23 protein-coding genes are annotated in these 24966 nt (G+C 70.8%); 11 read left to right on the forward strand and 12 right to left on the reverse strand.

Features of this window, described 5'->3' with window-relative positions; all coding sequences use genetic code 11:
* Window positions 1–2: 2 nt before the first annotated feature.
* From OHT51_RS02475 to OHT51_RS02485, 3 genes are all read right to left on the reverse strand, one after another.
* On the reverse strand, window positions 3–584 hold the full coding sequence (locus tag OHT51_RS02475; RefSeq protein WP_328877202.1) for a sugar O-acetyltransferase: 582 nt from the start codon (window positions 582–584) through the stop codon (window positions 3–5).
* Between the two features lie 113 nt (window positions 585–697).
* On the reverse strand, window positions 698–1903 hold the full coding sequence (locus OHT51_RS02480; RefSeq protein WP_328877203.1) for an MFS transporter: 1206 nt from the start codon (window positions 1901–1903) through the stop codon (window positions 698–700).
* A gap of 97 nt (window positions 1904–2000) precedes the next feature.
* Window positions 2001–2435: a MarR family winged helix-turn-helix transcriptional regulator gene (locus OHT51_RS02485; RefSeq protein ID WP_328877204.1), complete on the reverse strand. Its 435-nt coding sequence runs from the start codon at window positions 2433–2435 to the stop codon at window positions 2001–2003.
* 112 nt (window positions 2436–2547) lie between these two features.
* On the opposite strand from OHT51_RS02485, the gene OHT51_RS02490 reads away from it, so the two are divergent.
* Together OHT51_RS02490 and OHT51_RS02495 are read left to right on the forward strand one after the other, a co-directional pair.
* The gene (locus OHT51_RS02490; protein WP_328877205.1) at window positions 2548–2961 is read left to right on the forward strand and encodes a DUF1398 family protein; all 414 of its coding nucleotides are present in this window, start codon (window positions 2548–2550) and stop codon (window positions 2959–2961) included.
* Window positions 2962–3047: 86 nt separating this feature from the next.
* Complete coding sequence (locus OHT51_RS02495) at window positions 3048–3692, forward strand: DNA alkylation repair protein (protein ID WP_328884215.1); 645 nt, start codon at window positions 3048–3050, stop codon at window positions 3690–3692.
* Window positions 3693–3897: 205 nt separating this feature from the next.
* Here OHT51_RS02495 and OHT51_RS02500 read toward each other — a convergent pair whose 3' ends face one another.
* On the reverse strand, window positions 3898–4356 hold the full coding sequence (locus OHT51_RS02500; RefSeq protein ID WP_328877206.1) for an SRPBCC family protein: 459 nt from the start codon (window positions 4354–4356) through the stop codon (window positions 3898–3900).
* 70 nt (window positions 4357–4426) lie between these two features.
* Window positions 4427–5521, reverse strand: a complete 1095-nt coding sequence (locus OHT51_RS02505; RefSeq protein WP_328877207.1) for a carboxylate-amine ligase — start codon at window positions 5519–5521, stop codon at window positions 4427–4429.
* 219 nt (window positions 5522–5740) lie between these two features.
* Here OHT51_RS02505 and OHT51_RS02510 point away from each other — a divergent pair, with 219 nt between their 5' ends.
* On the forward strand, window positions 5741–6559 hold the full coding sequence (locus tag OHT51_RS02510; RefSeq protein ID WP_328877208.1) for a polysaccharide deacetylase family protein: 819 nt from the start codon (window positions 5741–5743) through the stop codon (window positions 6557–6559).
* 61 nt (window positions 6560–6620) lie between these two features.
* Here OHT51_RS02510 and OHT51_RS02515 read toward each other — a convergent pair whose 3' ends face one another.
* The 7 genes from OHT51_RS02515 to OHT51_RS02545 all read right to left on the reverse strand — a co-directional run bounded on the left by OHT51_RS02515 (window position 6621) and on the right by OHT51_RS02545 (window position 15728).
* Window positions 6621–7292, reverse strand: coding sequence for a hypothetical protein (locus tag OHT51_RS02515; protein WP_328877209.1), 672 nt, complete (start codon window positions 7290–7292; stop codon window positions 6621–6623).
* A gap of 178 nt (window positions 7293–7470) precedes the next feature.
* Window positions 7471–8595, reverse strand: coding sequence for a PP2C family protein-serine/threonine phosphatase (locus OHT51_RS02520; protein WP_328877210.1), 1125 nt, complete (start codon window positions 8593–8595; stop codon window positions 7471–7473).
* 10 nt (window positions 8596–8605) lie between these two features.
* Entirely contained in the window at window positions 8606–10780 is a 2175-nt protein-coding gene (locus OHT51_RS02525; RefSeq protein WP_328877211.1) for an FUSC family protein, read from the reverse strand.
* Window positions 10777–12195 carry an MFS transporter gene (locus OHT51_RS02530; RefSeq protein ID WP_328877212.1) on the reverse strand — a complete coding sequence of 473 codons (1419 nt, stop codon included), beginning with the start codon at window positions 12193–12195 and terminating at the stop codon, window positions 10777–10779. The genes OHT51_RS02525 and OHT51_RS02530 overlap by 4 nt, the downstream gene beginning before the upstream one ends.
* 201 nt (window positions 12196–12396) lie before the next feature.
* The gene (locus OHT51_RS02535; protein ID WP_328877213.1) at window positions 12397–13602 is read right to left on the reverse strand and encodes a glycoside hydrolase family 64 protein; all 1206 of its coding nucleotides are present in this window, start codon (window positions 13600–13602) and stop codon (window positions 12397–12399) included.
* Window positions 13603–13839: 237 nt separating this feature from the next.
* Window positions 13840–14943, reverse strand: a complete 1104-nt coding sequence (locus OHT51_RS02540; RefSeq protein ID WP_328884216.1) for a hypothetical protein — start codon at window positions 14941–14943, stop codon at window positions 13840–13842.
* A 74-nt stretch (window positions 14944–15017) separates the two neighbouring features.
* Window positions 15018–15728 (reverse strand): DinB family protein, encoded by a 711-nt coding sequence (locus OHT51_RS02545; RefSeq protein ID WP_328877214.1) that lies wholly within the window; start codon window positions 15726–15728, stop codon window positions 15018–15020.
* 156 nt (window positions 15729–15884) lie between these two features.
* On the opposite strand from OHT51_RS02545, the gene OHT51_RS02550 reads away from it, so the two are divergent.
* The 8 genes from OHT51_RS02550 to OHT51_RS02585 all read left to right on the forward strand — a co-directional run bounded on the left by OHT51_RS02550 (window position 15885) and on the right by OHT51_RS02585 (window position 24956).
* The gene (locus tag OHT51_RS02550; protein WP_328877215.1) at window positions 15885–16541 is read left to right on the forward strand and encodes an ATP-dependent endonuclease; all 657 of its coding nucleotides are present in this window, start codon (window positions 15885–15887) and stop codon (window positions 16539–16541) included.
* Between the two features lie 110 nt (window positions 16542–16651).
* Window positions 16652–18697 (forward strand): spermidine synthase, encoded by a 2046-nt coding sequence (locus tag OHT51_RS02555; RefSeq protein WP_328877216.1) that lies wholly within the window; start codon window positions 16652–16654, stop codon window positions 18695–18697.
* A gap of 168 nt (window positions 18698–18865) precedes the next feature.
* A complete protein-coding gene (locus tag OHT51_RS02560; RefSeq protein ID WP_328877217.1) occupies window positions 18866–19309 on the forward strand; it encodes a DUF6325 family protein in 444 nt (147 codons plus the stop codon).
* 92 nt (window positions 19310–19401) lie between these two features.
* A complete protein-coding gene (locus tag OHT51_RS02565) occupies window positions 19402–19707 on the forward strand; it encodes an SHOCT domain-containing protein (RefSeq protein WP_328877218.1) in 306 nt (101 codons plus the stop codon).
* Between the two features lie 18 nt (window positions 19708–19725).
* On the forward strand, window positions 19726–21174 hold the full coding sequence (locus OHT51_RS02570) for a chloride channel protein (RefSeq protein ID WP_328877219.1): 1449 nt from the start codon (window positions 19726–19728) through the stop codon (window positions 21172–21174).
* Between the two features lie 123 nt (window positions 21175–21297).
* Window positions 21298–22245, forward strand: a complete 948-nt coding sequence (locus OHT51_RS02575; RefSeq protein ID WP_328877220.1) for a cyclase family protein — start codon at window positions 21298–21300, stop codon at window positions 22243–22245.
* A 127-nt stretch (window positions 22246–22372) separates the two neighbouring features.
* Window positions 22373–23953 (forward strand): GMC family oxidoreductase, encoded by a 1581-nt coding sequence (locus OHT51_RS02580; protein WP_328877221.1) that lies wholly within the window; start codon window positions 22373–22375, stop codon window positions 23951–23953.
* 163 nt (window positions 23954–24116) lie between these two features.
* On the forward strand, window positions 24117–24956 hold the full coding sequence (locus OHT51_RS02585) for an SDR family oxidoreductase (RefSeq protein WP_328877222.1): 840 nt from the start codon (window positions 24117–24119) through the stop codon (window positions 24954–24956).
* The last annotated feature ends 10 nt before the right edge of the window (window positions 24957–24966 follow it).

Genomic DNA, 24966 nt, shown 5'->3' on the forward strand with positions numbered 1-24966 from the left:
ACTTACAGGCTCCGCACCACGCGAGCGGGGTTCCCGACGGCGACGACGTTCGCGGGGATGTCCCTGGTGACCACAGCACCGGCGCCGATGACGGAATTGTCCCCGATGGTGACTCCGGGCAGGACGATCGCGCCACCGCCGAGCCACACGTTGTCGCCGATGGTGATCGGCTTGGCGGCCTCCAGCTTGTCGCGGCGGGGCTGCGGCTCCAACGGGTGGGTGGGGGTGAGCAGTTGGACGTTCGGTCCGATCTGGCAGTCGTCACCGATGGTGATGGCCGCGACGTCCAGTGCGGTGAGGTTGTAGTTGACGAAGGTGCGCGCCCCGATGGTGATGTTGCTGCCGTAGTCGACGTACAGGGGCGGCCGGACGTGGGCCTCCTCGCCGAGCGCGCCGAGCAGTTCGACGAGGATCGGCCGGGCGGCGTCGGCGTCCTCGGCGTAGCCGGCCTGGTAGCGAGCGGCCAGGCGTACGGCATCCTGCTGCCTGCGGGCGATCTCCGGATCGTCGGCGATGTAGAGGTCGCCCGCCTGCATGCGCTCGAGGTTCGTGCGCGGATCCTGCGCGAAGTAGTCCGTCGGCATGCGCACGAGCGTACACCGCAGAGTGTACGAACGTACACTCTGCGGCGTGGGGGCGCCAGGGTTCAGAGTCGGTATGGGGTTCCCGATTCCCTTACGTCGAGGCGATACGGGAGTTACCGGCGACGGTTCTGCAGCACCTGGGCGAGGAGGATCACGAGCAGCCCGGCGAGCGGCACCACCAGCAGGCCCACGCGCAGACTGGTCGCGTCGGCGACGAGGCCGACCACGGGCGGGGACAACAGGAAGCCCAGGCGCATGAGCCAGGACACGATCGTGAGCCCCGACCCCGGCTTGAGGCCGGGCAGTTCGTCGGCCTCCTGCATCGCGGCCGGCACCAGGGTGGCCACGCCGCATCCGGCCGCGGCGAAGCCGAGGACCGTGCCGGGCACCGTGGGCACGGCCAGCGCCAGCCCCATGCCGGCCGCGGCGATGAGCCCGCCGGTGCGCGCCACGGTGCGCTGACCGAACCGGTCGACCAGGCGGTCGCCGACGAGACGGCCGACGAACTGGGCTCCGACCAGGGCGATGAATCCGGACGCCGCCACGGTGACCGACGCGTGCAGGGAGTCGGAGAGGTAGAGCGCCGCCCAGGAGTTGCCCGCGTCCTCGACGACCGTGCCGGCCGTCGCGATGACGACGAGGGCCGCGAGCACGTAACCCACGCGCAGGCCGCCTTGGGAGGACTGCTGCTGGCTCTCGTCCTGGACCTTTGCCTCCTCCCCCACGGGCTCGGTGTCGGGACCGGGCAGGCAGTGGCGCAGCGCTACGAGAGAAACGATCCCGAACACCACCGCCGAGATCAGCAGGTGCTGCCCGCGTGACAGACCCAGCGCGATCGCGGCGGCCGCCATCGAACCGCCCGTGACGGCGCCGACGGACCAGACGGCGTGGAAGGAGTTGATGATGGAACGTCCGTAGCGGCGCTGCACTCGCAGGCCGTGCGCGTTCTGGGCGACATCGGTGATGGCGTCCATGGCCCCGGCCAGGAACAGCGCTCCCGCGAACACGGCCACCGACCCCGCAAGTCCGGCGGCAAGGGCTCCCGCGCCGGTCAGCAGGGTCCCGGCCACCGCGACACGGGCCGACCCCAGCCGTCGGATGAGCATCCCTGCGGCCAGGCCGGCCGCGATGGCACCGGCCGGGAAGGCCGCCACGGCCAGTCCGTACGCGGCGTTCCCGATGCCGAGGTCGGCCTTGATCTGCGGGTATCGCGGAATGAGATTGGCGAAGAGGGCCCCGTTCGTGAAGAACAGCATGGCTACGGCCGCACGGGCATGCCGTTCATGCCGGGTGGGCGGACGCAATACGTCAACTGTCATGCGGCGGAGCCTACAAGCTGGAGCGTACGAACGTACACTCTCACTCGGCGGGCCGCCGAGTGCCACGAGCCGCACCGGCGAGCAGGGCCTTCCAGGCCTACCCCTCCTGTTGGCGGCGGACCTCCTCGATGACGCGACGTAGCAGCTCACGGGCCGCGGCGATCTCGTCGGCCGGAATGTCGGCAGCCAGCCTGCGGTGGACCTCTGCCGCGCGGACCGTGATCCCGTCCAGGACGCGGCGCCCGGTGGGCGTGAGTTCCAGCAGCGGCGAACTGCGGTGATCCGGATTGGAGCGGAAGGCGACGAGGCTCTCGTTCGCGAGGTCATTGGCGAGGCGCTGCACGCCTTGGCGGGCGACTCCCAGGCGGCGGGCCGCCTGGGCCACGGTCAGCGGGGTGCCGGACGCCACGCTCAAGAGCTGCCATCGCGCCTGGGTCTGCCCCTGGGATGCGGCGATCACCTCCCCCGATTTCCGCAGCGCTCCAGCTGCCTCGTACACGTCCGCCACCAGCAGGGCCACCTCGTCGGACATGCCCGCTCCTCACATTGGCAACATGTTTCCACTTCGGAAACATGTTGTCATATTACTGACTGGGGCCATCGCAACGCGCCCCGCACCATCCACCGCTCTGCTGGAGAAGATCATGAGCACCGCGATATCAAATCTGCAGGCCACGCTGGAGCGCGCGGCAGCCATCCGGCCCAAGGTCGGCGGCTTCCCCTACCTGGCCGAATCGCTGCGGCAGGCCGGCGTTGCCCGCTGCCGCATGGCGGTGCCGTCGAATGCCATGCTCTACCTGACCGAGACCGGCCCCGTCGCTGTTCAGGGCGATCCCCTGGTGACCGGCATGGTCGATGTCCTGCCGTTCGACGGCCAGGCACTCGTGGCGGCGCTGCGGGCCGATCAGGCAGGCGAGACCACCTTCCCCGAGTTCGTCGAGGGCTGCTGGAGGGCGGGCGTGGTCTGGTACGACGTCGACCTCGCCGCTCGTACCTGCACCTACTACGGCGCCGACGGTGACAGCTACACCGAGGGCTACCCCGAGGTCGAGATCTGACCTTCGCCAAAATTGGTGGCCGTCGGCTACATTTCAGGCGCGACAGCGAGGAGGCCGAGGTGACCGAGACGACAGTGGCGCAGGTCATGGCCGATTTGGCCGTGCTCGAGGACCCGAAGATGCGCGCGGCGAATGAGAAGCGCGGCGACGATCACGGTGTGAACCTCAGCAAGCTGCGCGCGCTCGCGAAGCAGCTCAAGACGCAGCAGGACCTTGCGCGCGAGCTCTGGGCAACGGACGACACCGCCGCGAGGCTCCTCGCCATGCTGATCTGCCGGCCGAAGGCATTCGAGCGGGACGAGCTGGACACCATGGTCCGCGAGACACGTGCCCCCAAGGTGCACGACTGGCTCGTGAACTACGTGGTCAAGAAGAACCCGCACTCCGAGGAACTGCGCCTCGCCTGGTTCACGGACCCGGATCCGGTGGTCGCCAGTGCCGGCTGGGCCCTGACCACCGAGCGGGTGGCGAAGAAGCCCGAGGGCCTCGACCTGACGGGACTGCTCGATGTCATCGAGGCGGAGATGAAGGGCGCCCCGGATCGTCTGCAGTGGGCGATGAACCACTGTCTGGCTCAGATCGGGATTGAGCACGCCGAATACCGCGCCCGCGCGATCGACATCGGCGAGCGCCTGGAGGTGCTCAAGGACTACCCGACTCCCCCGAACTGCACCTCTCCTTTCGCACCCGTCTGGATCGGCGAGATGGTGCGTCGTCAGCAGGGGAGTTAGACAGCCTCGCCAGGAGTTCGCTGCCGTCGGTCGGGCGTCCATGTACGCAGAGCCCAGGGCCCGCTCCGCGCCCTCGTCGGCCCTATCGTCGAGGAATTCCCTGCTCATCGCGCTCGCCCAGGCGTAACCGCCCGGACCCCCGTGCCTCGGATGGACCCGGGGCCTGATGCCCGTCGGGCTCCCGGGTCCATCCAGGCATTCGGGCTCATCCGGGGGTGATGCGGCCGCGCCAGCTTCCGGATTCGATCCCGCGGTGCTCGATGTATTCCTTGAAGCGGCGCATGTCGCCCTTGATGCGACGGTCGATGGTCCCCGTCATGTCCGCCGCCTTCTCGGCGGCTCCGCTCGGTTCGACGTCCATCACGAGTTCCACCCGGGTGTGGGTGTCGTCCACTCGCTGGAAGCGGACCGTGCCCTTCTGCTGCGTGTCGCCGCTGACGGTGCGCCAGGTGATCCGCTCGTCAGGGAGCTGGTCGACGATCTCGGTGTCGAACTCCCGCCGTACCCCACCGATCTTGGTCGTCCAGTGGTTGTGGCTGTCGTCGAGCTGCCGGACCTCCTCGACGCCCTCCATGAAGTTCGGGAACTCCTGGAACTGCGTCCACTGGTTGTAGGCGGTGCCGACGGGGACCTCGACCTCGACTGTTTCCTTGACTGTGCTCATCGTTGATCTCCTTTCGCTGTGCGGCGAGTACCCAGGAGCCGTCCGTCTACAAGGGGAAAATCTCTGTTGGTTACGGCACAGTGCTCCGAACGCCGATCAGGTCGGTGACCGCCTGGAGGCCGCCTTCGGCGAGCGCAGTGAGTTGCCGGTCGGCGCCGGTTCCGTCGCGCAGGAGCCGACGAACCAGTGCCGTGACCTGCCGGGTGTCGCCGGACGCGTCGAGCGCGGGAGAGATGTGGCGCAGGAGTTGGTGCACTACGGCAGCGGCGGGCTGAAGCGTGCCGCCGAGGCCGACCAGGGTGTCGCGGAGGCCGTGGCGGGCTGCATGCCACATCGCGGCCCGGAGAAGTTCGGGTTCATGAGTGAGCGCCGGCGCCCCGGCGGCGGCCTCCCTCAGGGCGGTCTCCACAAGAGCCCGGATGATCCCGGCGAGCATGATCGCCTCGTCCGCGGTCAGCTGGACGTCCGAGCACCGCACCTCGATGGTGGGGAAGCGCGGCGAGAGGCGGGCCTGCCAGTACACCTGGCCGGTGTCGACGATCAAACCGGCGTCCTGCAGTCGCTGCACGCGCCGGTTGTAGTCCGCGGCGTCCTCGAAGCACGGGGGCAGGCCGCTGACCGGCCAGCGGCTGAAGATCACCGTGCGCCAGCTCGCGAAGCCGGTGTCCTGACCGTCCCACAGGGGGGAATTCGACGACATGGCGGTCAGTGTCGGCAGCCATGCCCTGATCCGGTTCAGGACCTGGACGCCCTCGTCACGGCCGGGCACGGCCACATGCACGTGCATGCCGTTGACCAGCTGCTCCGCCACCAGCTGCGGTGCCTGCGTGACCATCGCCCGGTAGCGGGCCTGGTCGGTCACGGCCTCGGGACGACCACGCCGCAGGGGTGATGTCCCACAGGCCGCGAGCCGGCAGCCGTGTTCCTCGGCGGCCACCGAGACGGCCTGCCGCAGACGCAGCAGGTGCCCCCCCGCCTCGTCCAGCGTGTCGCACACCGGGGTGGCCACCTCGACCTGGGCCTGGAGCAGCTCGTGCTGCACCTCCCGGTCGGCCGCCAGACGCCCCAGACCCGCCGCCTCCCGCACCTCGGGCCCCCGCGCCACCGGCAGGCCCGTGTCCGGGTCGAGCAGCAGGTACTCCTCTTCAACGCCGATCGTCGTCATCGACCGCCCTATGCTCCGCCCGACTGCCGGGCCAGGTCCTGATGCGTCTGGCCGACGCACCTCACACAGTGCTGATCACCCCGCAGGACACCACCACCCGTGTGGCTGTCCGAGTGCCGCGGCAGTCGCGCGACAAACCAACGTTGCCGATCAGAGACAGTGAGCCCTCCGCGGACGAGCACACTCAAGGAAGGGCACCGAGCGGCCGATGCCGGTGGCATGGAGACTCGTTCCCTCGTCGTCATGCACCCGCGCGTGGACCGCCGGCTGATCGCGGTGGCCGCCGCGCTGTTCGCCCTTCTCTGGGGGGCCGTGGTGCCCGGACCGGAGGCACTGGCGGCCGGGCCCGTCCCCTCGCGCCCGGCGGCGGCCGCGGACCAGGAGGGGCTGCGGGCACTGTTCGGATCGGAGAACCGGGTGATCCGTACGGACGAGCGAGTGGTCGCCGTGACATTCAACGCGGCCTGGAACGACGCCGGCCTGACCGGCATCCTCGGCGACCTGGAGCGGCGGCACGCGCCGGCCACGTTCTTCCTGACCGGTACCTTCGCCGACCGGAACCCCGAGGTGGTCAAGAGGATCGCGGCTGCGGGGCACGGGCTGGGCAACCACTCCTACAGCCACCCGTACTTCGCGGATCTGTCGGCCGCCGGAAGGCGCCGCGAGGTGCAGGCAGCCGACCGGGCCCTGCGTGCGGCCGGGGCGGGCGGGGCGTTGACCCCGTTCTTCCGGTTTCCCTACAGCGAGACCAGCCCTGCCCAGATCGGGGAAGTCAACGGGCTGGGGTTCGCGGACGTCGAGTTCACCACCGACACCAACGGGTGGAAGGGCTCCGATGGCGGCATGACCGTCGACCACGCGGTGCGCAGGGCACTGGACGCCCTGCGCCCGGGGGCGATCCTTCAGATGCACGTGGGTGCGTCGCAGGGCCGCACCGAGGTGATCGATGCCCAGGCCCTGCCGCGCATCCTCGATGCGATCTCCGACCGTGGTTACCGGGTCATCGACCTCCGTTCCCTCCTTGTGGCACGAAGGTGAGCCGGGGGGCGAACCGGCCGGTCTTCCGGCCGGCTCGCCCCCATCGCGGAGGTGGCCCGGTTCAGCTGTCGCGGGTGAAGACCTCGTTCTTGGTGGAGCCGCTGGAGCAGAGCTTCTTCTCGTCGGCCGTCATCTTGCGGGACTCGACCACGACGGCGTTGTGCTTGCCGTCCGTTCCGTTCGGGGCGGGGCCGGTGACCACGTCGGGCACGAACCAGTAGTAGTGACCCCACTTGGGGTCGTCGTAGTGGGTCTGCCACGTGCCGGATATGTCCTGCATCACCTGGGCGCGGGAGATCCAACCCACCTCCCCCGGCTGCACGTTCACCGTGAAGGAGCTCGTCTCCGTGTGCGAGCTCTGCCACGTGTAGTTGTACGTCGCGGTGACGCTTGCGGTGATGATGCCCTCGATGCCGCCGCCGACGGTGATCGAGCCGCCCACCGAGTGGGAGGAGCCCACGGTGTCGGCCCATGACATCGTCTGGGCGGCGGGCGAGGCGGTGCAGTTGTAGAGCAGTTCGGAGACCTGACGGGGCTTGCCGAGGTAAGCCTCGCCGATCTCGGGGGAGTTGAAGCTGCACTTGCCTTCGCCGGAAGCGCAGTCGGCCAGGATCTGCTCCGCGGTGGGCTGTTCGTCAGCGGCAGCGGGCACGGCCGCCGCGATCGTCCCGAGGGCGGTCGCCGTCAGCGCCAGCGTGCGGCCGCCGTACCGCAGAGCGCGGTTGATCGTCATCTTTGTTGCCTTTCCACCGTGCGTGGGGGGTTGGTGACCAGGCCGCTGCACCCTGTTACGGCGGGGCCTGCAGTCACCGCGTGGTGCCCACGAGGCTCACGTAATCCATGGCAGAGCTACACCAAGAACCGGCAAAGTTGTACTTGATGTTCAGAACTGGTGAACAGTCAACTTCCCGCTACTGCGGCCGAGATGGCCCATCGTCCAGGGCGAGGCCGAGGACGGCCCGGTCGTCGTTGTCCGACTGCGTCGACCAGCGCTCGGCGTCGGTCCGTACGAACGACACGACCGTCTCCGGATCGACGGCGCGCCGGCCCGAGAAGCGTTCGCCGAGCCGCTCCAGGACCGGGTAGAAGACGCCGTCCGCGTTGCGCGCCTCGCTCACGCCGTCCGTGTGCAGGAGGAGCACTTCGGAGGGCTTGAGCAGGTGGACGGTCGTGTCGACCGCGCCCGGCGCCATCGCGCCCAGGCCCAGGGGCAGACCGGGTGCCGTGATCAGCCGTCGGGCGCCCTGCGGGCCGACCACCACGGGCGAGGGATGGCCGCGGTCCACGATCCGTACCTCGCCGCCCTCCGGCGGGAACTCCAGCACCAGTGCGGTCACGAACAGTTCGGGGTCACCGTCGCCGCCTGCCGGGCTGTTGCGGGCGATGCTGAGCTCCAGGCGCTCGGCCAGGCTGCTCAGGTTCTGCCATTCGTGAGCCGAGACCCGGAAGCTGCCCAGCACCGCCGCGACCGTCTGGACCGCGTCCAGTCCCTTGCCGCGGACGTCGCCGATGATCGCGCGTACTCCGAAGGTCGTCTCGCACACGTCGTACAGATCCCCGCCGACGAGCGTGCCGCCCTCCCCCGCCTCGTAGAACCCGGCGGCTCGTACCGGGCCTAGCCTGCGCGGTACGGGACGCAGCAGGGTGCGCTGCATGGCTTCGGCTACCGAGTTCGCCCGGATCAGATGCTGCCTTGTCCGCTCCCGCTGCCAGGCCAGCGCAATGCTGGCGATGCCGATGAGGGTCGTGGCGAGGTACATCGCGACGTGGTGCTGCTCGTCGAAGTGGCCGGGGCGCCGGGCGGCCATCCACATCTGGAGCCCCAGGCACACCACCGCCGACAGGGCGGTGCCCCGCGGTCCGCGTGTCGCGGCGGCAAGCGGCGGTACGGCGATGAGCATGAAGCTCACCGGTTCGCGTCCTCTGACGATCAGTTCGGCCGCCACGTCGACGAGCACCGCGGCCAACGGCAGCCACCACACCCACCCTCTCGCCGAGGGCGGCCGCGGTTCGGAGCGGAGGTCCCCACTGGACACGGCGCGCCCCCTAACTTCCCTGGCTTCCATGGGCGGCCGGCGTGCCGCGGGCGGTCCCGCTGAGCGCCTCGGGCAGCCCCGCCTCGATCCGGGACAGCTGGATGGTGAGGCTGCGCAACCACATGTCGAGGTCGACCAGCACGGGCAGCAGCGGTCCGGCCGGTTCCGAGGGCGGCGTCGGCCGTGCCCCGAGCGGCTGCGTCGGGCCGGCGACGCACAGGGCGGCGAGCCGGTCGGTGACCTGGGCCAGCGCGCGGGCGCCGGTCCGTGCCCGGTCGGCGATGTCCGGGGACAGCGCGGTCGCGGGCAGGTCGAAGCGAGCCAGCCACTGGGCTCCGAGCAGGATGTGGTTGGCCGTGATGAGCACGCCGTGCCAGTCGGCACTCACCGGCGGGTCGGCCCCGGGCTCGCTGCGGAACTGGGCGTACGCGGACTCGGCGAGGCGCAGCCGGTGCAGGGCGGGGAGCGTCGGCGGGGCCGGGGCCGACCCCGGCGGAACGGCGGTCAGCATGTCGACGGTGCCCTTGATCAGCGGGCCGCAGTCCCGCAGCAGCCCCGCCATGGTTCTGCGTACCTCTCTGCGGGCGCCGGCCGGCCAGGCGAGCATCGCGCACAGCAGGCCGATGGCGCTGCCGGCCACCACGTCCACGATCCGTGCCTCGGCCAGCCGCCAGGAGACCGGGGCGATCTGGGCGAACGCGGTGGACACCACGAGCGTGAACAGGGCCTGGGCCCAGGCGATGCCGAAGAGTGGTCCGAGCGCGAAGGCGATGAGCATGGCGGGCGCGAGGATCGCGGCGTACGCCTCGGTGTGCCGGCCGAGGCCGATGAGCAGGGCGCCCGCCGCGACGGCACCCACGAGGTTGCCGGTGACGGCCTGTCGGATGGCCGCCCAGGTCGCCCCGAAGGTGGTCCGACTCAGTGTCAGCACCGCCAGCAGCACCCAGAAGCCGTGGGTCAGGTCGAGCGAGCCGGCGACGAGCCGTGCGGCGGCGAGAGCCACGGCGATCCGTACGGCGTTCTGGAACTGCACCGAGCGCAGCGTCATGTTGCCGGTGAACCGGCGCAGCCACAGCTGGGGCGCCGCCGCCTGCGTGTACCAGAAGAGTTCCCGTGGCTGGATCGGCGCGGTGCGCCGGCCGTCGAGGCCTACCCGTACGGAGATCTCCAGGATGCGCGTCGACTCGGCGACGGCCAGCAGCGCCGCCTGCCGACGCAGCACGGGCACCGGCGGTACGTCGGCGGCGGGTCCCGTGGCCTGCCGTACGCGCAACTGCTGGAAGGCGTCGATGGCCTTGTCCATCCGCTGTGGTCCGGGGGCGGGCCGGCCGGTGCGCAGGGCGGTGTCGGTCTCGTCGCACAGGGCCGCCACCTGCGGCAGCAGCAACCCTGAGGGTGTGTCGGGACGGCCCGTGCCGCCCCGGCCGCCGCCGGCCCCGGCGCCTTCCCGGACGAGTTCGCGCAGTTCGCCGATCTCGGCGAGATGGGCCAGTTGTTCGAGCAGCCTGCGGGTTGCGGATCCCGCCTGGGCGAGGCCGCGGGCCGCGCGTCCCGGGCCGGCGGGGCGTTCCGCGGGCGGGATGCCGGACAGTCGTAGCCGCGCCCCTGCCTCGCGCAGAGCCTCCGGAGACAGGCTGTGTCGCCCCGCGATGGTGTCGCCCGCCGTCGCCAGCGCCGCGGCGAGGGTCGCCCGGTACGGCGGGTTCGGCGGCTGCGGCAGCAGGAACAGCTCGCACAGCACCAACGCCACCACTCCGAAGGTCAGCCCTGCCAGCCGCAGCCCAAGCGTCTCGGGTTCGTACGGCGGGAAGCAGGCCAGGATGTAGAAGAGCTGGAGTCCCGGTGCCGCTCCGGCCGGGCGCGGGCCCGCGATCGCGGCGAAGGCCAGGAGGAAGCCCACGACGAGCATGCCGAGCACTGCCGCCCAGGTCTTCACCGCCAGCCCGGTTCCCAGCGTGACCAGGAGCAGGCCCACGGGCAGCGCCTTCAGCATCACCGCGGCACGCTGCCGCCCGGACCCGGGGATCGGGGACAGCAGGCCGAGGGAGATCGGCGCGAACAGGGCGTACAGCGCCAGCACCGGTTCGTCGAGCCCGTACACGAAGCTGTAGAAACCCGCGGCCGCAGCGACAGTCACCCGCACCGATCGGTGCAGGATCTGCGTCCGTTCCGCCCCGCCCTTCACGGCAGGCGCCCGCCACGTGGCGTCCGCGAGCCGAGCGAAGGGACTCTGCCGATGACCACGAGCCGGTGGCGTACCGCCATGACGACCGCGGAAGCCGCGAGGATCACCGCGCCTCCGAAGCGCAGGATCACGTCGTACGCGGCCTCCGCCGACCGCTCGGGGACCATCGCCGTGATGGCGGCCGCGGCACCCGCCAGTGCCACGCCGCCCAGCGTGACCAGGAACGTCAGCAGCACGCCCGAGGCCTCGCCGGCCCGTTCGGGCGTCACCACCTGCTGGGTCGCGACGCTGGCGAACGTCCAGCCGAGGCCGAGGCCCAGTCCGCACCAGGCGAACACCGGAACGTACAGCGACCAGGCCGTGACGAGGCTTAGCACGATCATGCCCGAGCCGGCGACCGCCCCGGCCAGCGCCATCACCGCCGTCGGCTGCATGTGCGGGGACAGTCTGGCGCCGAGCGGCCCGCTGAGCGCCACGAACACGGCGGGCGCGAGGAACACCACGCCGGCGACGAGCGGGGACAGCCCCCGCACCTGCTGGAGGTACAGCGTCGAGACGAAGACGGTGACGGCGTAGCCCATGTTGGTGACGGTCCCCGCGCCGGTCACCAGGACGTAGGGCGTGTTGCGGAAGAGCCTCAGGTCGATGAGCGGATGCCGGGCGCGTTGCTCCCGCCGGACGAACAGGGCGCCCGCGACGGCGGCGATCGCCAGCAGGGTGAGGGTGCGGGCGTGGTCCCAGCCCCAGGCGCTGCCCCGCTCCACGGCCAGCGTGAGCGCCGCCAGGGCGCACACGACAGTCAGGCAGCCGGTCAGGTCGAGCTGGCGTGGGGCCGTCGGGTCCCGGGAGTCGGGGACGTAGACGTACGCCACGACCAGCGCGAGCACGCTCAGTGGCGCGAGGAGCCAGAAGATCCAGCGCCAGCCGGGCCCCTCGGTGAAGCCGCCGCCGATGAACGGCCCCAGCGCGGTGCCCACGTTGGCGATCCCGAACACCGCCCCGAGCGCCCGGGCCCGGGTCGTGTCGGGGAAGGCGTTGGTGATGACGGAGACCGACACAGGGAAGACGAAACCCGCACCGATGCCCTGCACGATCCGTGCCCCGACGAGCGCCCAGAGCCCCGGCGCGAGCGCACAGCCGACCGACCCTGCCGCGAACAGCGCGGTCCCGCCGAGCAGGGCGCCTCTGCGGCCGAAGACGTCGCCGACCCGGCCGCCCACGATGAAGCAGCAGCCGATGGAGAGCATGTACGCGGACAGCGTCCACTGGGCGGCCGGGGCGGTGACGGCGAATTCGTCGGCGATGCCGGGGACGGCCAGGTTCAGCGCGAAGAAGTCGAGCTGGATGCAGAACAAGGCGACCGCCACCGCGATGAACGCCCCCGCCCGCGCGGCCGGCGAAGACTCAGGGCGCATGAGCACGTTCCTCTCGGGCCGACGCCGCCGCGGCGCCCTGGGCGGGCCGGACGAGTGATCCACCGCCCATTGTCGGCCGACCCGCTACGAACCGCAGCCCGACGCCTCCGTACGCCGGCGAGGCCTCGCGGGCACAAAATCCACCGGCACCGCGATCGGCTCACGGTGCCGGTGGCTGCCCGGCCCATCTGTGACGGGCTGTCAGTTGAAGGGGTCGAGAGTGAGGTAGGCCTGGCGTGGATCTCCGTCGTGCACGAGCGACTCGTGGTGGCCGACGTCGTCGAAGGCGAAGGCGTACGCCTTGCCGTCGGCCATCTGCGCGTGGATCTTGCGGGCGTAGTGGTTGGTGACGCCGTCCTTGTAGAAGGCGTCGGCGCTGGAGTCGGGCTGGTTGGGGTTGACCAGCAGCGTGGAGCGGTTGAACCCGGCGCACAGAGTGCGCGAGATCGGGCCGCGCACCTGGTCGTTCGGCGCGTCGAGCAGCCGGTGACAGCCGAAGACGGAGGAGGCGTCCGGCTTCTGGAAGCTGGTGACGACGGCGCCGGCGGTGTTGGTGAAGTTCATGACGCCGCCGGAGACCCGGCCGTAGTACTTGGTGCCCGGCTGGTTGGCGAACGGCGTGACCGTCAGGGTCGAGGTGGAGTACTTCTGCCAGACGCGGTTGATGTAGTCGTCCATGACGGAGGCCGGCAGTGCGCCGGTTTCCAGTCCGTACAGCGGCGACAGGGCGCGCAGCACGGTCCCGTCGGATCGCGTCTGGATGAGGTTGGCCCACCCTCCGGGCTGTCCTCTGAGGGCGTTGAAGAAGCCGTTGTATCCGCCGGGCTTGAGCCGGCCGGTGTTGGCCGTACTCCCGTCGGCGCGCTGCACTCCGACGGCGTACGGCGCGGAGAACATGTCGACCTGTGTGCTGTTGATCCACAGGCCGGAGTCGTTGAGTGTGTATTCGGACCAGTTGAACAGGATGTTCCGGTTGGGGTCCGTCGGGTTCTGGACGGCGGGCTGGACCAGGCCTCCGGTGGTGAGCTTGAACACCAGCTTCTGGCCGTAGGAGAAGTACACGCGGCCGGAGAACTTCGGCATGCGGATGGTCGTCGACTGGCCCGCCGCCGGCCCCGGTATCGAGGCGTCGGGTGCGGGGGTCGGCGGGTTGCCGCCCGCGGGCCACGGGTGGAAGGTGCCGCCCGCGTCGGCCCAGCCCTGCCGTCCGGTCGACAGTTCGGTGCCGAGGTTGTAGATGTACACCTGCTCGCCGCGGGCGGAGTTGTTGGTGATCTTCAGGGGGATCGTCGCCGGGACCGCGGCCTGGGCCGGCGCCTGCGCGCCTGCCGTGAGCAGCCCTCCGGTGAGGACCGTGGCGATGGTCAAGCCCACGGCCGAGGCTCTGCGTCTGAGTGTGCGCAGCATGCTCTGTCTCCGTTCGACTCCGGTCGATCAGGACGCTTCTGAGAGCGCTCTCAGAATCGCGCTCTGGTATGGACCTGTCAATGAGTTGGCGCTTGGCGCGGCACACCGGTCCGGGGGTGGGAGAGGCATCCGGAGGCACTCGACGGGCCGTCAACCCCCCTTACACTCGCTGACGTTGCTCGTTCCGTGTGTGCCGCCGGTGTCGCCTGTACTGCCTGGCCTGCCTGTATCGCCGGCCTACGCGGAGACCGTGGCCTTCGCTGTCTCACCGACGCGGCCCGCGGCCAGCCTCAGGGTCACGGCCGCCGCGGCTCCCGCCGCCAGGCCGAAGGTCAGCGCGGCCGGGACGCCGCCGCCCAGGCCGGCGAACGCCTGCAGCAGCCCGTAGCTCATGCCCGTGCTGTCCGTCGCGATCCGCAGCAACTGGCCGGCCAGCAGCCCCAGGACCGTCGCGCAGACCGTGGCCACCGCCATCGCCGGGACCGTGGCCCGGGTGAGCAGCGCCGGCATCCGCCGTAGCGCCCACCACACCACGGCGAGCAACAGCACATCGGCGAGGCGAACCACGAGCCAGTCGCCGAGAGCCACCCCCGAGGGGCCCGACCAGGCGCCCAGCAACAGCCACTGGCGCAGCAGGTCGCCCGGTTCGGAGAGCAGCCCATCACCTACGGCGGCCGTCTGGATGGCGGCGGCGACCCGCTGGTACGAAAGCACCACCAGGGACAGCGCGATCACCGCGGTCCCGACAGTGGCGGCCAGGCGGGCGGCGCGCGCCGGCACGGCCTCCGGTGCCGGCGGCTCGGTCCCTTTGTCGGCGACCCGGGCGGCGAGCACCGTGCCCGCCGCCGCGACCAGCGCGGTCACGACCAGGATCTGCCGCCCGGAGGCGCCCACACTCGCCAACTGCGGCAGGAAGCGGTAACTGCCGTGTCCCCATGCGGCGATCAGCCACGGCGCCGAGACGGTCACCGCGAGGGTCCCGGCCACCAGACCCCAGGCCCACAGCGCGAGCAACGCGGCCGTGGTCCGGCCCCGCACCGGCGGCAGCCGGCGGACCAGGAGCAGCGCGCCGAGCACGAAGAAGGCGAAGGCCGCGCCGAAGCGGATCTGCAGCGCGGTGCCGTACAACTCGCGGTAGCGGTCGCCGTACTGGAGCGAGGCCGGAGGATCGTACGCCCAGGGAGTGAGCCACTGCTGGAGTCCCACGGCGGTTTGCCCACCCAGCACCCCGTCGGCACCCGGCAGTTCCAGCGCGTGAGCACTCGCCCCCGCCCACCAGAGCAGCGCCGTCAGCAGCACCCCTCCGACCAACGCCGGTATCACCGCACGCCGATACGTCATCGTCATCGCCCCGTCCCCCGCCTTCGGTACCGCATCCCCGTTGTCCCGAACAGGCGGAGACTACGGGACGCTGATCACGTACGGCGAGCCCGCCACAGGTCTCGCAGCAGCGCAATCTCGGCCATGTGGTGGATCAGTTCGAGGTTGGCACCCCACAGAACGGAGATGAACGGCTCGTCGGGGTCGGAGCCGTAGGGGTACTGGGAGAAGCCGAGCGTGTCGAGTTGCTCGTCGGTCATGGTGCCGACGCTCTCGCGCCAGCGGTCGAGCACTGCCCAAAAGCGGTCGAGCGTCAGGGCGGCGGACGGGCTGAAGTCGACCATCAGCTTGGGGTCCTGACGCCGTTCGCCGAAGGTCCACTCCCACTGGCCGGCGAACTGGTAGTGCAGGTGGCCCAGCCGCCAGGCGATCGTGGTGATCGGTGTCTCGTCCGGCTCGGTCGGGCCGCTGTGGGCGAGGATCTGCTCGACGCGCTCGATGCTCACGCTCCAGTCCTCGGCGATCTTGGCCACGGACATGCCGCCCTCGGCCTGCCGGGCGACCTCGGCGTACTCGTTGGAGGGGATGTCCGGGGCGCCCTGGTCGAGGAGCCACTCCCCCGGGCCGAACGCTCTCGGCGTCGTCGCCTCCCCCCGGCGCCGGATCGACCAGCAGCCGGGTGCCGGTTCCCACAGGTACTCGTCGTCGCCGAGACCCGTGAGTCGTACCTCGGCCATCTCCCTGGCCCGGTCGAACTGGTCGAGCAGCAGGCCGAATCGGTCGGTCCGCACGCCACCGGTGTCCATACCGGGCCCCCTTCCAGGAAACGCACCTCGCTGCGCCTCAGCCGGAGGCTAACGGCTCAGGCGTGCGGGGCGCGACGGAATTAAGCGCCCACGGGAAAACGTCCGCGCGTACAGGATCTCAGCCGTGCCACGATGGCCTCGGGGAAGCGAGGTTTCGTGGACGAGTTGACGCGATGGCGCCGCGCGCTGGTCGCTTGGGCGGCCGGCGGAGCGGGGGCGGGTACGGCCGCTGCGACGGCGCGGGAGCTGGCCGGCGGTCGGGTGCGGACGATCGTGCTCGTCGAGGGGAGCAGTGACCAGGTCGCGCTCGAAGCGCTGGCCACGCGTCACGGCCGTGACCTCGGCGCGGAGGGCGTCGCGGTGGTGCCGCTCGGAGGTGCGACGAACATCGGGCACTTCCTGGACGTGTGCGGTCCGCCGGGGCTGGGTCTGCCGCTGGCCGGTCTCTGCGACGTCGGTGAGGAACGGCATTTCCGGCGCCATCTGGAGCGGGTCGGGCTCGGGTCCGGTCTCACGCACGCCGGGCTGGAGGCACTCGGGTTCCATGTGTGTGTCGCCGACCTGGAGGACGAACTGATCCGCGCGCTCGGCGCCAGGACCGTGCAAGAGGTGATCGAGGCCCAGGGCGAGTGGCGCCCCTTCCAGACCTTCCGCAATCAGCCGGCCCAGCGGGAACGGCCCGTCGAGCACCAACTCCGGCGCTTCATGGGCACGCACAGCGGTCGCAAGGCGCTCTACGCGCAGTCGCTGGTCGCGCACCTGGACCTCGAGCGCGTACCCCGGCCGCTGGAGCGCCTCCTCGAACACGTCTGACGTCCCGCTTCTCGCCCCAGTGCTCCTGTTCGGTGTCCGCCTCAATGTCCGCGGCTCCCACCGGCAAGGCATCTCGACTCGTCGACCCGAAAATGGCACCGTAATCCGGCATGAAGCTGACCGATTCCGGACAAAAGGTAAGTTCGGTGCGCTGGAGGCTGGTGCTCGCCAGCACCACCATGCTCTTCGTAGAGCTGGCGCTGATCAGATGGGCAGGCGCCAACGTCGTCCATCTCAGTTACTTCTCGAACTTCATCCTGCTGGGATCGTTCCTCGGCATCGGCATCGGCTTCCTGCTCCCCGCCACACGCGGACAGTGGCTCAAACGCTGGACCCCGATCCCCCTGGCTCTGCTCGTCGTCCTCGTGCGCACGTATCCGGTCCAGGTCCGTCAGAGCAGCAGTGAGGTCATCTACTTCACCGCCGTGAAGACCACCGGCCTCCCCCAGTGGGTGACGCTGCCGGCGATCTTCCTGCTGACCGCGGTGATCATGGCGGGGATCGGCAAGATCACCGCCGACCTCTTCCGCCAACTCCCCTCACTCGACGCCTACCGCTACGACCTGCTCGGCAGCATCACCGGCTCCGTCTCCTTCGCCGTACTGTCCTGGCTGCGCGCCCCCTCGGTGGTGTGGGGCGTGCTCGCGGCCGTGGCCCTGCTGATCATCGGTGGCCGCCGCAACACCCTCTTCTACGGCGTCCCCCTCGTGGCGATGGTCGCCGCTCTGTTCCTGGAGTCGACGACGGCCGGCATCTCCTGGTCGCCGTACTACAAGATCGAGCTGAAGTCCTCGCCGACCACCACGCGGACGTACTACATCTCCGCCAACGGTGTCCCGCACCAGAGCACCGCGCCGCTCCCGGTGCTGATGCGGGAGAACTCGCCCTATCGGCAGGCGTACGACCAGACGCCCCGCAACCCGCACAAGCGCGTGCTGATCATCGGAGCCGGCAACGGCAACGACGTCGCCGTCGCACTGGCGCACGGAGCACAGCGCGTGGACGCGGTCGAGATCGACCCCCGCCTCCAGGAGATCGGCGCGCAGCTGCACCCAGCCAGGCCGTACGACGACCCGCGGGTACACGTCTACATCGACGACGGTCGGGCGTTCCTGGAGCGGACGAACGCCAAGTACGACCTCATCATCCTGGCGCTGCCGGACTCCCTGACCCTGGTGTCGGGGGCGAGCAACCTGCGGCTGGAGAGCTACCTCTTCACCCGGCAGGCGTTCGAAGCGGCCCGCGATCACCTGACGCCGGACGGTGCGTTCGCGATGTACAACTACTACCGCAAAAGCTGGTTGGTCGACCGCTTCGCCGGCGACCTCGACGACCTCTACGGCCACGCCCCCTGCATGACGACGTTCAAACGGAACGCGGCCGTGCTGGTGGCCGGAATGACCCCCGCCGACCAGTCCTGCAAGCAGACCTGGCAGCCGAGCGGGCCGGTCCCGGCGGCCGCGACCGACGACCACCCGTTCCCGTATCTGCTGCACCGGACCATCCCCACGATCTATCTGGGCGCCCTGGGTGCGATCCTGCTGGTGACACTGCTGTCGGTGCGCCTGGCCGGGGTCCGCATCCGCAGCACCTTCCGCTACTTCGACATGTTCCTGCTGGGCGCGGCCTTCCTGCTGCTCGAAACGAAGAACGTGATCGGTTTCGCGCTCTACTTCGGCACGACCTGGCTGGTCAACGCCCTTGTCTTCTTCGGTGTTCTGCTCTCCGTCCTGGCCGCGGTCGAGGTGCGGCGCAGGTTGCGGCGGGTCAACATGCTGGTGCTGCAGCTGATGCTCTTCGGCTCTCTCGCGGTGGCCTTTCTCGTCCCGCCGCAGGCCGTGCTCTCCCTGCCCACCGCGGGCCGGCTGGCCGCCGCCATCGCCCTGGCCTTCGCGCCCATCTTCTGCGCCAACCTCATCTTCTCGGACCGGCTCGCGCAGGCCGCCGACCCGACGTCGGCGTTCGGCGCGAATCTGCTCGGTGCGCTGACCGGGGGCGCGCTCGAGTACCTGGCCCTGATGACGGGCTATCAGGCGCTGCTGCTGGTCGTCGCCGCGCTGTACCTGGGGGCCTGCATCGCCATGCGTTACGCCGGACGCGGACCGGGCGGGCAGACGACACGGATGCCCGACGAGACGGTGAGCGTCAAAACCTGACATCGGCCGGGGATCCAGTCGGACGCCGGGGGCCCGGGCGCCCGTGAACATGCAGGGCGCCGGGCCGAGTGCTGCAATGGCTGGAGGGTCTGATCCTCCGGCTGCGCCGCGGGCGACCGACGTCCGACGAAGTGTGACCGGGCCCGTACCCACCTCTGAGGAGTGGCCATGCACCAGGACATCGGGGACATGGGGCCCGTCGACTACCTGATCGTCGAGTTCCCCGGCAGCCGTATGACGGGTGAGGGGCTGCCCCTGCTCGTCGACCTGGTCGAGGGCGGGGTCATCCGCATCCTCGACCTCGTCTTCATCCACAAGGGCACCGACGGTTCGGTCGAGCTGGTGGAGCTCCGCAACGTCGGGGACGAGGTCGACCTGACCGTGTTCGAGGGAGCCTCGTCAGGACTGCTGGACCAGGGCGACCTGGACGACGCCGGTGCCGCGCTGGAGGCCGGCAACTCAGCCGCCGTCGTCGTGTACGAGAACGTCTGGGCCGCGCCCCTGGCCCGTGCGCTGCGGCGCGGCGGGGCCGAGGTGGTGGCCAGTGGGCGCATCCCCGTGGACGCGTTGCTGGCGTCGCTGGAGGCCGCCGAGGCGACGGCGGCGCCCTAGGGGGAACCGATGCCGCCATCGCAGCACCACACCACCCGGTGCCACACCGGCCGGCGCCACACCACCCACGGATCACAGGGGAGATGAGTGACATGCCAGGACTCCTTCGCGGCGTCGCCCGCACCGCCGTCGTCGCGGGGACGGCCACGGCCGTGTCGAACCGCGTCTCACGGCGGCAGGCGGGCCGTTGGGCCCAGCAGGACCCCGAACGGCAGGTCTCCTACCAGCAGGGCGTCGCACCGCCGGCCCCCGCCGCACCGGCGCCGGCCGCGCAGCAGTCGAGCGCCGACGAGATGGCCGGCAAGATCGACCAGCTGAAGCAGCTCGGCGACCTCAAGGCCCAGGGCGTGCTCACGGACGAGGAATTCGCGGCCCAGAAGCGCCAGGTCCTCGGTTGACGCGGGGGGAACGGGGCCGTGCCTGAGCCGGGACCCTCGGGCGCGCCCGCCACCGGTACGCAGCCGGAAGAGGCCGACCGGCTGCGTGAGCTGCTGCGCACACCGGCCTACCAAAAGGCGCTCGTCTTCTCCGCGCTGATCGGCATCCCGGTCTCCCTGGCCGCGTTCTGGTTCCTGGCCGCGCTGCACGAGCTCGAGCACCTGCTGTGGGCCGACCTGCCCTCGGGGCTGGGCTGGGACACCCCTCCGTGGTGGTGGCCGCTGCCGTTGCTGACGCTCGCCGGCATCACCGTCGGTCTCGTGGTCCGGTATCTGCCGGGAGCCGGCGGTCACGTTCCTGCCGCGGGCCTCCACGCCTCGGGGCAGCCCCCGGTCACCCTGCCGGGGGTCATCCTGGCGGCCCTGGCCAGCCTGCCGCTTGGTGCCACCCTCGGCCCCGAAGCCCCGTTGATCGCGCTCGGCGGCGGTCTGGCCCTGCTCTTCGGGCAACTGGCGCGCGCCCCGGTCACGGCGCAGAACACGGCCCTTCTCGCCGCGGCCGGCGCCGCTGCGGCGCTTCCGGCGATCTTCGGCAACCCGCTGGTAGGAGCGGTGATCCTGATCGAGGTGGCCGGAGTGGGCGGGCCACGGCTGTTCGCCGTCATGCTGCCGGCGCTCCTGTCCAGCGGCATCGGCTCGCTGGTCTTCACCGGGTTCGGCCGCTGGACCGGGCTGTCCATAGGCGACCTGAAGCTCACGTTGGGGGTGCCCACGCCCCGCCTAGACGCCGGGGACGTGCTCTGGACGATTCCGATGGCCGTGGCGATCGGAATTGCTGTGCACCTGATCCTGGACACCGGGCGCCTGGCCGCGGTGTTCGTCGCAAAACGGACCGTCGTCCATACGACGGTCTGCGCCCTGGCCGCCGGGGCGTGCGGCGCGGTCTACACACTGGCCGTCGACCGGTCACCGGTGGACGTGGCGTCCTCCGGCCAGGCCACCCTGGCCAAGCTGGCCGAAGACCCCCACTCCTGGGGCGTCGGGGCTCTGATCGCCGTGCTGCTGTGCAAGGGGGCGGCGTACGCGCTGTGCCTGGGCAGTCTGCGCGGCGGCCCTATTTTCCCCGCGCTGTTCCTGGGCGCGGCGTTGGGCGTCCTGCTGGCGCCCCTGCCCGGGTTGGGAGTCGTGCCCGGTCTGGCGGCGGGCATGGCGGCCGCGGCCGCGGCCGCGCTGCGACTGCCGGTGAGCAGTGCGTTGCTGGTCGTGCTGCTCATGGGCAGCGGAGCGATGACTCCCGTGGTGCTGCTCGCGGCGGTGGTGGGCTTCGTGACGGCCCAACTGCTCCCCCCGGGCCGTCCCGTACCACCGCTGGGCAAGCCGGCCCCCGCACCGGCCGAGCCCCCGGCCCACCCGACCTCCGGCCCACCGGACGGACCCCCGGCCGACCGGGCGTCCAGTGCACCGGACGACCGCGCCGAGGGCACCTGACGCGGCCGGGAGCCACCATGGAAACGGAGTTCACATGGCCGATCGCCGAAAGCCCACCGCGCTCGCAGTGCTCGTCCAGCTCACCGCTCAGCGGAGCCCGGCCGGGCTCGGCCTTCGGTTGCGATGAGTTCGCGTCCGCAGGCCTCGGCGCCGGAGCGCATGTCCGAGGCGGCCTTCCGGGCCCTGTACCGCAGGTTGCGTGGGGAGGCGGACGGCACCGGTGGCCACCGCGGGGCGCTCGATCGGCTCACGCCCGAGCGGGTCGTCGCCGCCGTCGGCGAGGTCCGTACCGGGCGTACCGTCTCGATCGCCGCACCCATCGAGACCGTGCCGGGGCCCGACGATCCGCAGCCCGCGTCCTACCGCATGGTCGCCCCGACGGCGCAGGAGTCCACCGCCCACGGGCTGCACTTCGCCCGCGACCGGTTCGCCATGAACGTGCACGGCGACGCCGACAGCCACCTCGACGCGCTCTGTCACGTCATGTTCGACGGGGAGCTCTACGGCGGTGTCCCGGCGAGCACGGTGACGCCGGACCACGCCGGTGCGCTGACGCTGGACCTCGTGCGGGACGGCATCGTCGGGCGCGGTGTGCTGCTGGACATCCCCCGGCTGCGGGGCGTCCCGTGGCTGGAGCCCGGCGAGCAGGTGAGCGCCGAGGACCTCGAGGCCGCCGAGGCCGCACAGGGGGTCACGGTCGGCCCGGGGGATCTGCTGTTCGTGCGCGTGGGGCATCGCGCCCGGCGACGGAGTCTCGGCGCCTGGGACCCGGCCGAGGCCAGGACCGGACTGCATCCGGAGGCGATGCGCTTCCCGGCCGAGCGGGGGGTCGCCGTACTCGGATCGGACGGCAACAACGACGCGGCACCGAGCGCGGTCACCGGCGTCGACTACCCCGTGCACGTCCTGGCCGTGAACGCCATGGGACTGCACCTGCTGGACTGGCTGGACCTCGAGGAGCTCGGGGAGGTCTGCGCCGGTGCGCCGCGCTCGCAGTTCCTGTGCGTGGTCGCCCCGCTGCGGCTTCCGTCCGCCACCGGCTCGCCGGTTAACCCGATCGCCGTTCTGTGAGCGGCCGGGGCGGGTTCCCCTGCGGATGCCGCATCTGCGGGGCCCGTATACGTTCGAAGAGGGCCCTCAGACGTGTCCGGGTCACCGCCGCGGCGGGAGACCACCCCAGCCAAGGACGGTGGTCGTGATGGGCGACTCCCCCCAGTACGACGTCATCATCATCGGCACCGGAGCCGGCGGGGGAACGCTCGCCCACCGGCTGGCCCCGTCGGGCAAACGGGTCCTGGTCCTGGAACGCGGTGACTACCTCCCGCGTGAGCGCGACAACTGGGACTCCACGGCCGTGTTCGTCAAGGGCAAGTACCGGGCCCCGGAGTTCTGGCTGGACAAGCACGGCAACGAGTTCCCGCCCGAGGTGAACTACTACGTCGGCGGCAACACCAAATTCTACGGCGCGGCCCTGTTCCGGCTGCGGCCCGAGGACTTCGGGGAGCTGCGCCACCACGACGGCCTCTCCCCCGCCTGGCCGATCCGCTACGAGGACCTGGAGCCGTACTACACCCAGGCGGAACACCTCTACCGCGTGCACGGGCGGCACGGCGAGGACCCCTGGGAGGGCCCGTACAGCGAGCAGTACGCACATCGTCCGGTCGAACACGAGCCGCGTATCCAGCAGTTGAGCGACGACCTGGAGAAGCAGGGCCTGCACCCCTTCCATCTGCCCATCGGGGTCGACCTCACCCAGGACGCGAACGGCGGGGCGACCCACTTCAGCGCCTGCATCCGCTGCAACCGGGTCGACGGGTTCCCGTGTCTGGTCCGGGGCAAGTCCGACGCCCAAGTGGTCTGCGTCGAACCGGCCTTGCAGCAACCGAACGTCGAGATGATCACCAACGCCCACGTCACGCGCCTCGACACCGACCCGACGGGGCGCAGCGTCTGCGCGGTCGTCGCCACGCTCGCCGACGGGCACGAGGCCCGCTTCGAGGCGGACATCGTGGTCGTGGCGTGCGGAGCGGTCAACTCGGCGGCGCTGCTGCTCGCTTCGGCGAACGACCGGCATCCGGGCGGGCTTGCGAACAGCTCCGACGTGGTCGGCCGCCACTACATGCGGCACAACAACCTCGCGCTGATGGCCGTGTCGAAGGAGCCCAACGACACCCAGTTCCAGAAGACGCTGGCACTGCACGACTGGTACCTCGGCGCGGACGACTGGGAGTATCCGCTCGGCGGCATCCAGATGCTCGGCAAGTCGGACGCCGAGCAGATCCACGGCGAGGCACCGCGCTGGGCCGGGGCGGTGGCCCCCGACATGCCCTTCGAGGTGCTGGCCCATCACGCCGTCGACTTCTGGCTGTGCGGGGAGGATCTGCCGCTGCCGGACAACCGGGTCACGCTGGAGGGCGACCGCCGTATCCGCCTGACGCTCAACGAGACCAACAACACGGCCGGGCTGAAGCGCCTGCAGCACAAGCTCCAGCACATGCTCGGCCATCTCGGCATGCACGAGCACCACCTGCTGTCGCACAGCATCTACCTGCACAAGGGGATGCCCATCGGGGCGACCGCGCACCAGGCGGGCACGGTGCGGTTCGGCACCGACCCGGCGTCCTCCGCCCTGGACGTCCACTGCAAGGCACACGACGTCGACAACCTGTACGTGGTCGACACGAGCTTCTTCCCGAGCATCGGGGCGGTCAACCCGTCCCTGACGGCCATGGCGAACGCCCTGCGGGTGGGCGATCACCTCCTGGAACGGCTGGGTTGAGCGGGGCCCGGCGACTCGCCTTCGAGCGGGCGAAGTTCCTGAGCCGGTCGGCCCAACACCGGCTCGTGCCACGCGCCGCCGCGCGCCCGCGGTGATTGTGTGACCCCTTGACCTCCGGGCCACGGCCCGGGCGACCCGGCCACGCAATGGAGAGACAGTCATCGTGAGTTCCCCCGAGGGCGCGCCCCGCGACGTGATCCCCGCCCACCTGCTCAAGGGCCAGAAGGCGTTGGTGACCGGCGCGAACTCCGGCATCGGCAAGGCGACGGCCGTAGCTCTGGGCCGGGCCGGCGCCGACGTCGTGGTGAACTACGTGGCCGGCCGCGACGAGGCCGAGAAGGTCGTCGAGGAGATCAAGTCCTTCGGTGTGCGTGCGGCGGCCTACGAGGCGGACGTCTCCGACGAGGACCAGGTCGTCGCCATGACGAACCGGATGGTCGAGGAGTTCGGCACGATCGACATCCTGGTGGCCAACGCCGGCCTGCAGCGCGACGCCCCGTTCACCGAGATGACCCTCGCCCAGTGGCAGAAGGTCATCGACGTCAACCTGACGGGGCAGTTCCTGTGCGCCCGGGAGGCCACCAAGGAGTTCCTGCGGCGCGGCGTCGTCCCGGAGGTGTCGCGCGCGGCCGGCAAGATCATCTGCATGAGCTCCGTGCACCAGGTCATCCCGTGGGCCGGGCACGTCAACTACGCCTCGTCCAAGGGCGGTGTGCAGATGATGATGGAGACGCTCGCCCAGGAACTCGCGCCGAAGAAGATCCGCGTCAACGCGATCGCCCCGGGCGCCATCGCGACCCCCATCAACCGCAGTGCCTGGGAGACGCCCGCGGCCCGCGACGACCTCCTCAAGCTGATTCCCTACAACCGCGTCGGCGACCCGGAGGACATCGCGCACGCGGCCGTCGGCCTCGCCTCCGACCTCATGGACTACGTGGTGGGTGCCACGCTGTACGTGGACGGCGGGATGACCCTCTTCCCCGGTTTCGCCACCGGCGGCTGACAGCGCACCC

It is taken from the genome of Streptomyces sp. NBC_00299 (assembly GCF_036173045.1).
Classification (GTDB): Bacteria; Actinomycetota; Actinomycetes; order Streptomycetales; family Streptomycetaceae; genus Streptomyces; species Streptomyces machairae.

What these genes read in the sequence shown, in the direction of transcription:
- OHT51_RS02510 (WP_328877208.1), top strand. Translation starts at nt 5,741, where the DNA reads ATGGAGACTCGTTCCCTCGTCGTCATGCACCCGCGCGTGGACCGCCGG.
- OHT51_RS02540 (WP_328884216.1), bottom strand. Translation starts at nt 14,943, where the DNA reads ATGACGTATCGGCGTGCGGTGATACCGGCGTTGGTCGGAGGGGTGCTG.
- OHT51_RS02490 (WP_328877205.1), top strand. Translation starts at nt 2,548, where the DNA reads ATGAGCACCGCGATATCAAATCTGCAGGCCACGCTGGAGCGCGCGGCA.
- OHT51_RS02560 (WP_328877217.1), top strand. Translation starts at nt 18,866, where the DNA reads ATGCACCAGGACATCGGGGACATGGGGCCCGTCGACTACCTGATCGTC.
- OHT51_RS02580 (WP_328877221.1), top strand. Translation starts at nt 22,373, where the DNA reads ATGGGCGACTCCCCCCAGTACGACGTCATCATCATCGGCACCGGAGCC.
- OHT51_RS02515 (WP_328877209.1), bottom strand. Translation starts at nt 7,292, where the DNA reads ATGACGATCAACCGCGCTCTGCGGTACGGCGGCCGCACGCTGGCGCTG.
- OHT51_RS02555 (WP_328877216.1), top strand. Translation starts at nt 16,652, where the DNA reads ATGAAGCTGACCGATTCCGGACAAAAGGTAAGTTCGGTGCGCTGGAGG.
- OHT51_RS02485 (WP_328877204.1), bottom strand. Translation starts at nt 2,435, where the DNA reads ATGTCCGACGAGGTGGCCCTGCTGGTGGCGGACGTGTACGAGGCAGCT.
- OHT51_RS02565 (WP_328877218.1), top strand. Translation starts at nt 19,402, where the DNA reads ATGCCAGGACTCCTTCGCGGCGTCGCCCGCACCGCCGTCGTCGCGGGG.
- OHT51_RS02495 (WP_328884215.1), top strand. Translation starts at nt 3,048, where the DNA reads ATGGCCGATTTGGCCGTGCTCGAGGACCCGAAGATGCGCGCGGCGAAT.
- OHT51_RS02545 (WP_328877214.1), bottom strand. Translation starts at nt 15,728, where the DNA reads ATGGACACCGGTGGCGTGCGGACCGACCGATTCGGCCTGCTGCTCGAC.
- OHT51_RS02480 (WP_328877203.1), bottom strand. Translation starts at nt 1,903, where the DNA reads ATGACAGTTGACGTATTGCGTCCGCCCACCCGGCATGAACGGCATGCC.
- OHT51_RS02575 (WP_328877220.1), top strand. Translation starts at nt 21,298, where the DNA reads ATGAGTTCGCGTCCGCAGGCCTCGGCGCCGGAGCGCATGTCCGAGGCG.
- OHT51_RS02535 (WP_328877213.1), bottom strand. Translation starts at nt 13,602, where the DNA reads ATGCTGCGCACACTCAGACGCAGAGCCTCGGCCGTGGGCTTGACCATC.
- OHT51_RS02530 (WP_328877212.1), bottom strand. Translation starts at nt 12,195, where the DNA reads ATGCGCCCTGAGTCTTCGCCGGCCGCGCGGGCGGGGGCGTTCATCGCG.
- OHT51_RS02475 (WP_328877202.1), bottom strand. Translation starts at nt 584, where the DNA reads ATGCCGACGGACTACTTCGCGCAGGATCCGCGCACGAACCTCGAGCGC.
- OHT51_RS02505 (WP_328877207.1), bottom strand. Translation starts at nt 5,521, where the DNA reads ATGACGACGATCGGCGTTGAAGAGGAGTACCTGCTGCTCGACCCGGAC.
- OHT51_RS02500 (WP_328877206.1), bottom strand. Translation starts at nt 4,356, where the DNA reads ATGAGCACAGTCAAGGAAACAGTCGAGGTCGAGGTCCCCGTCGGCACC.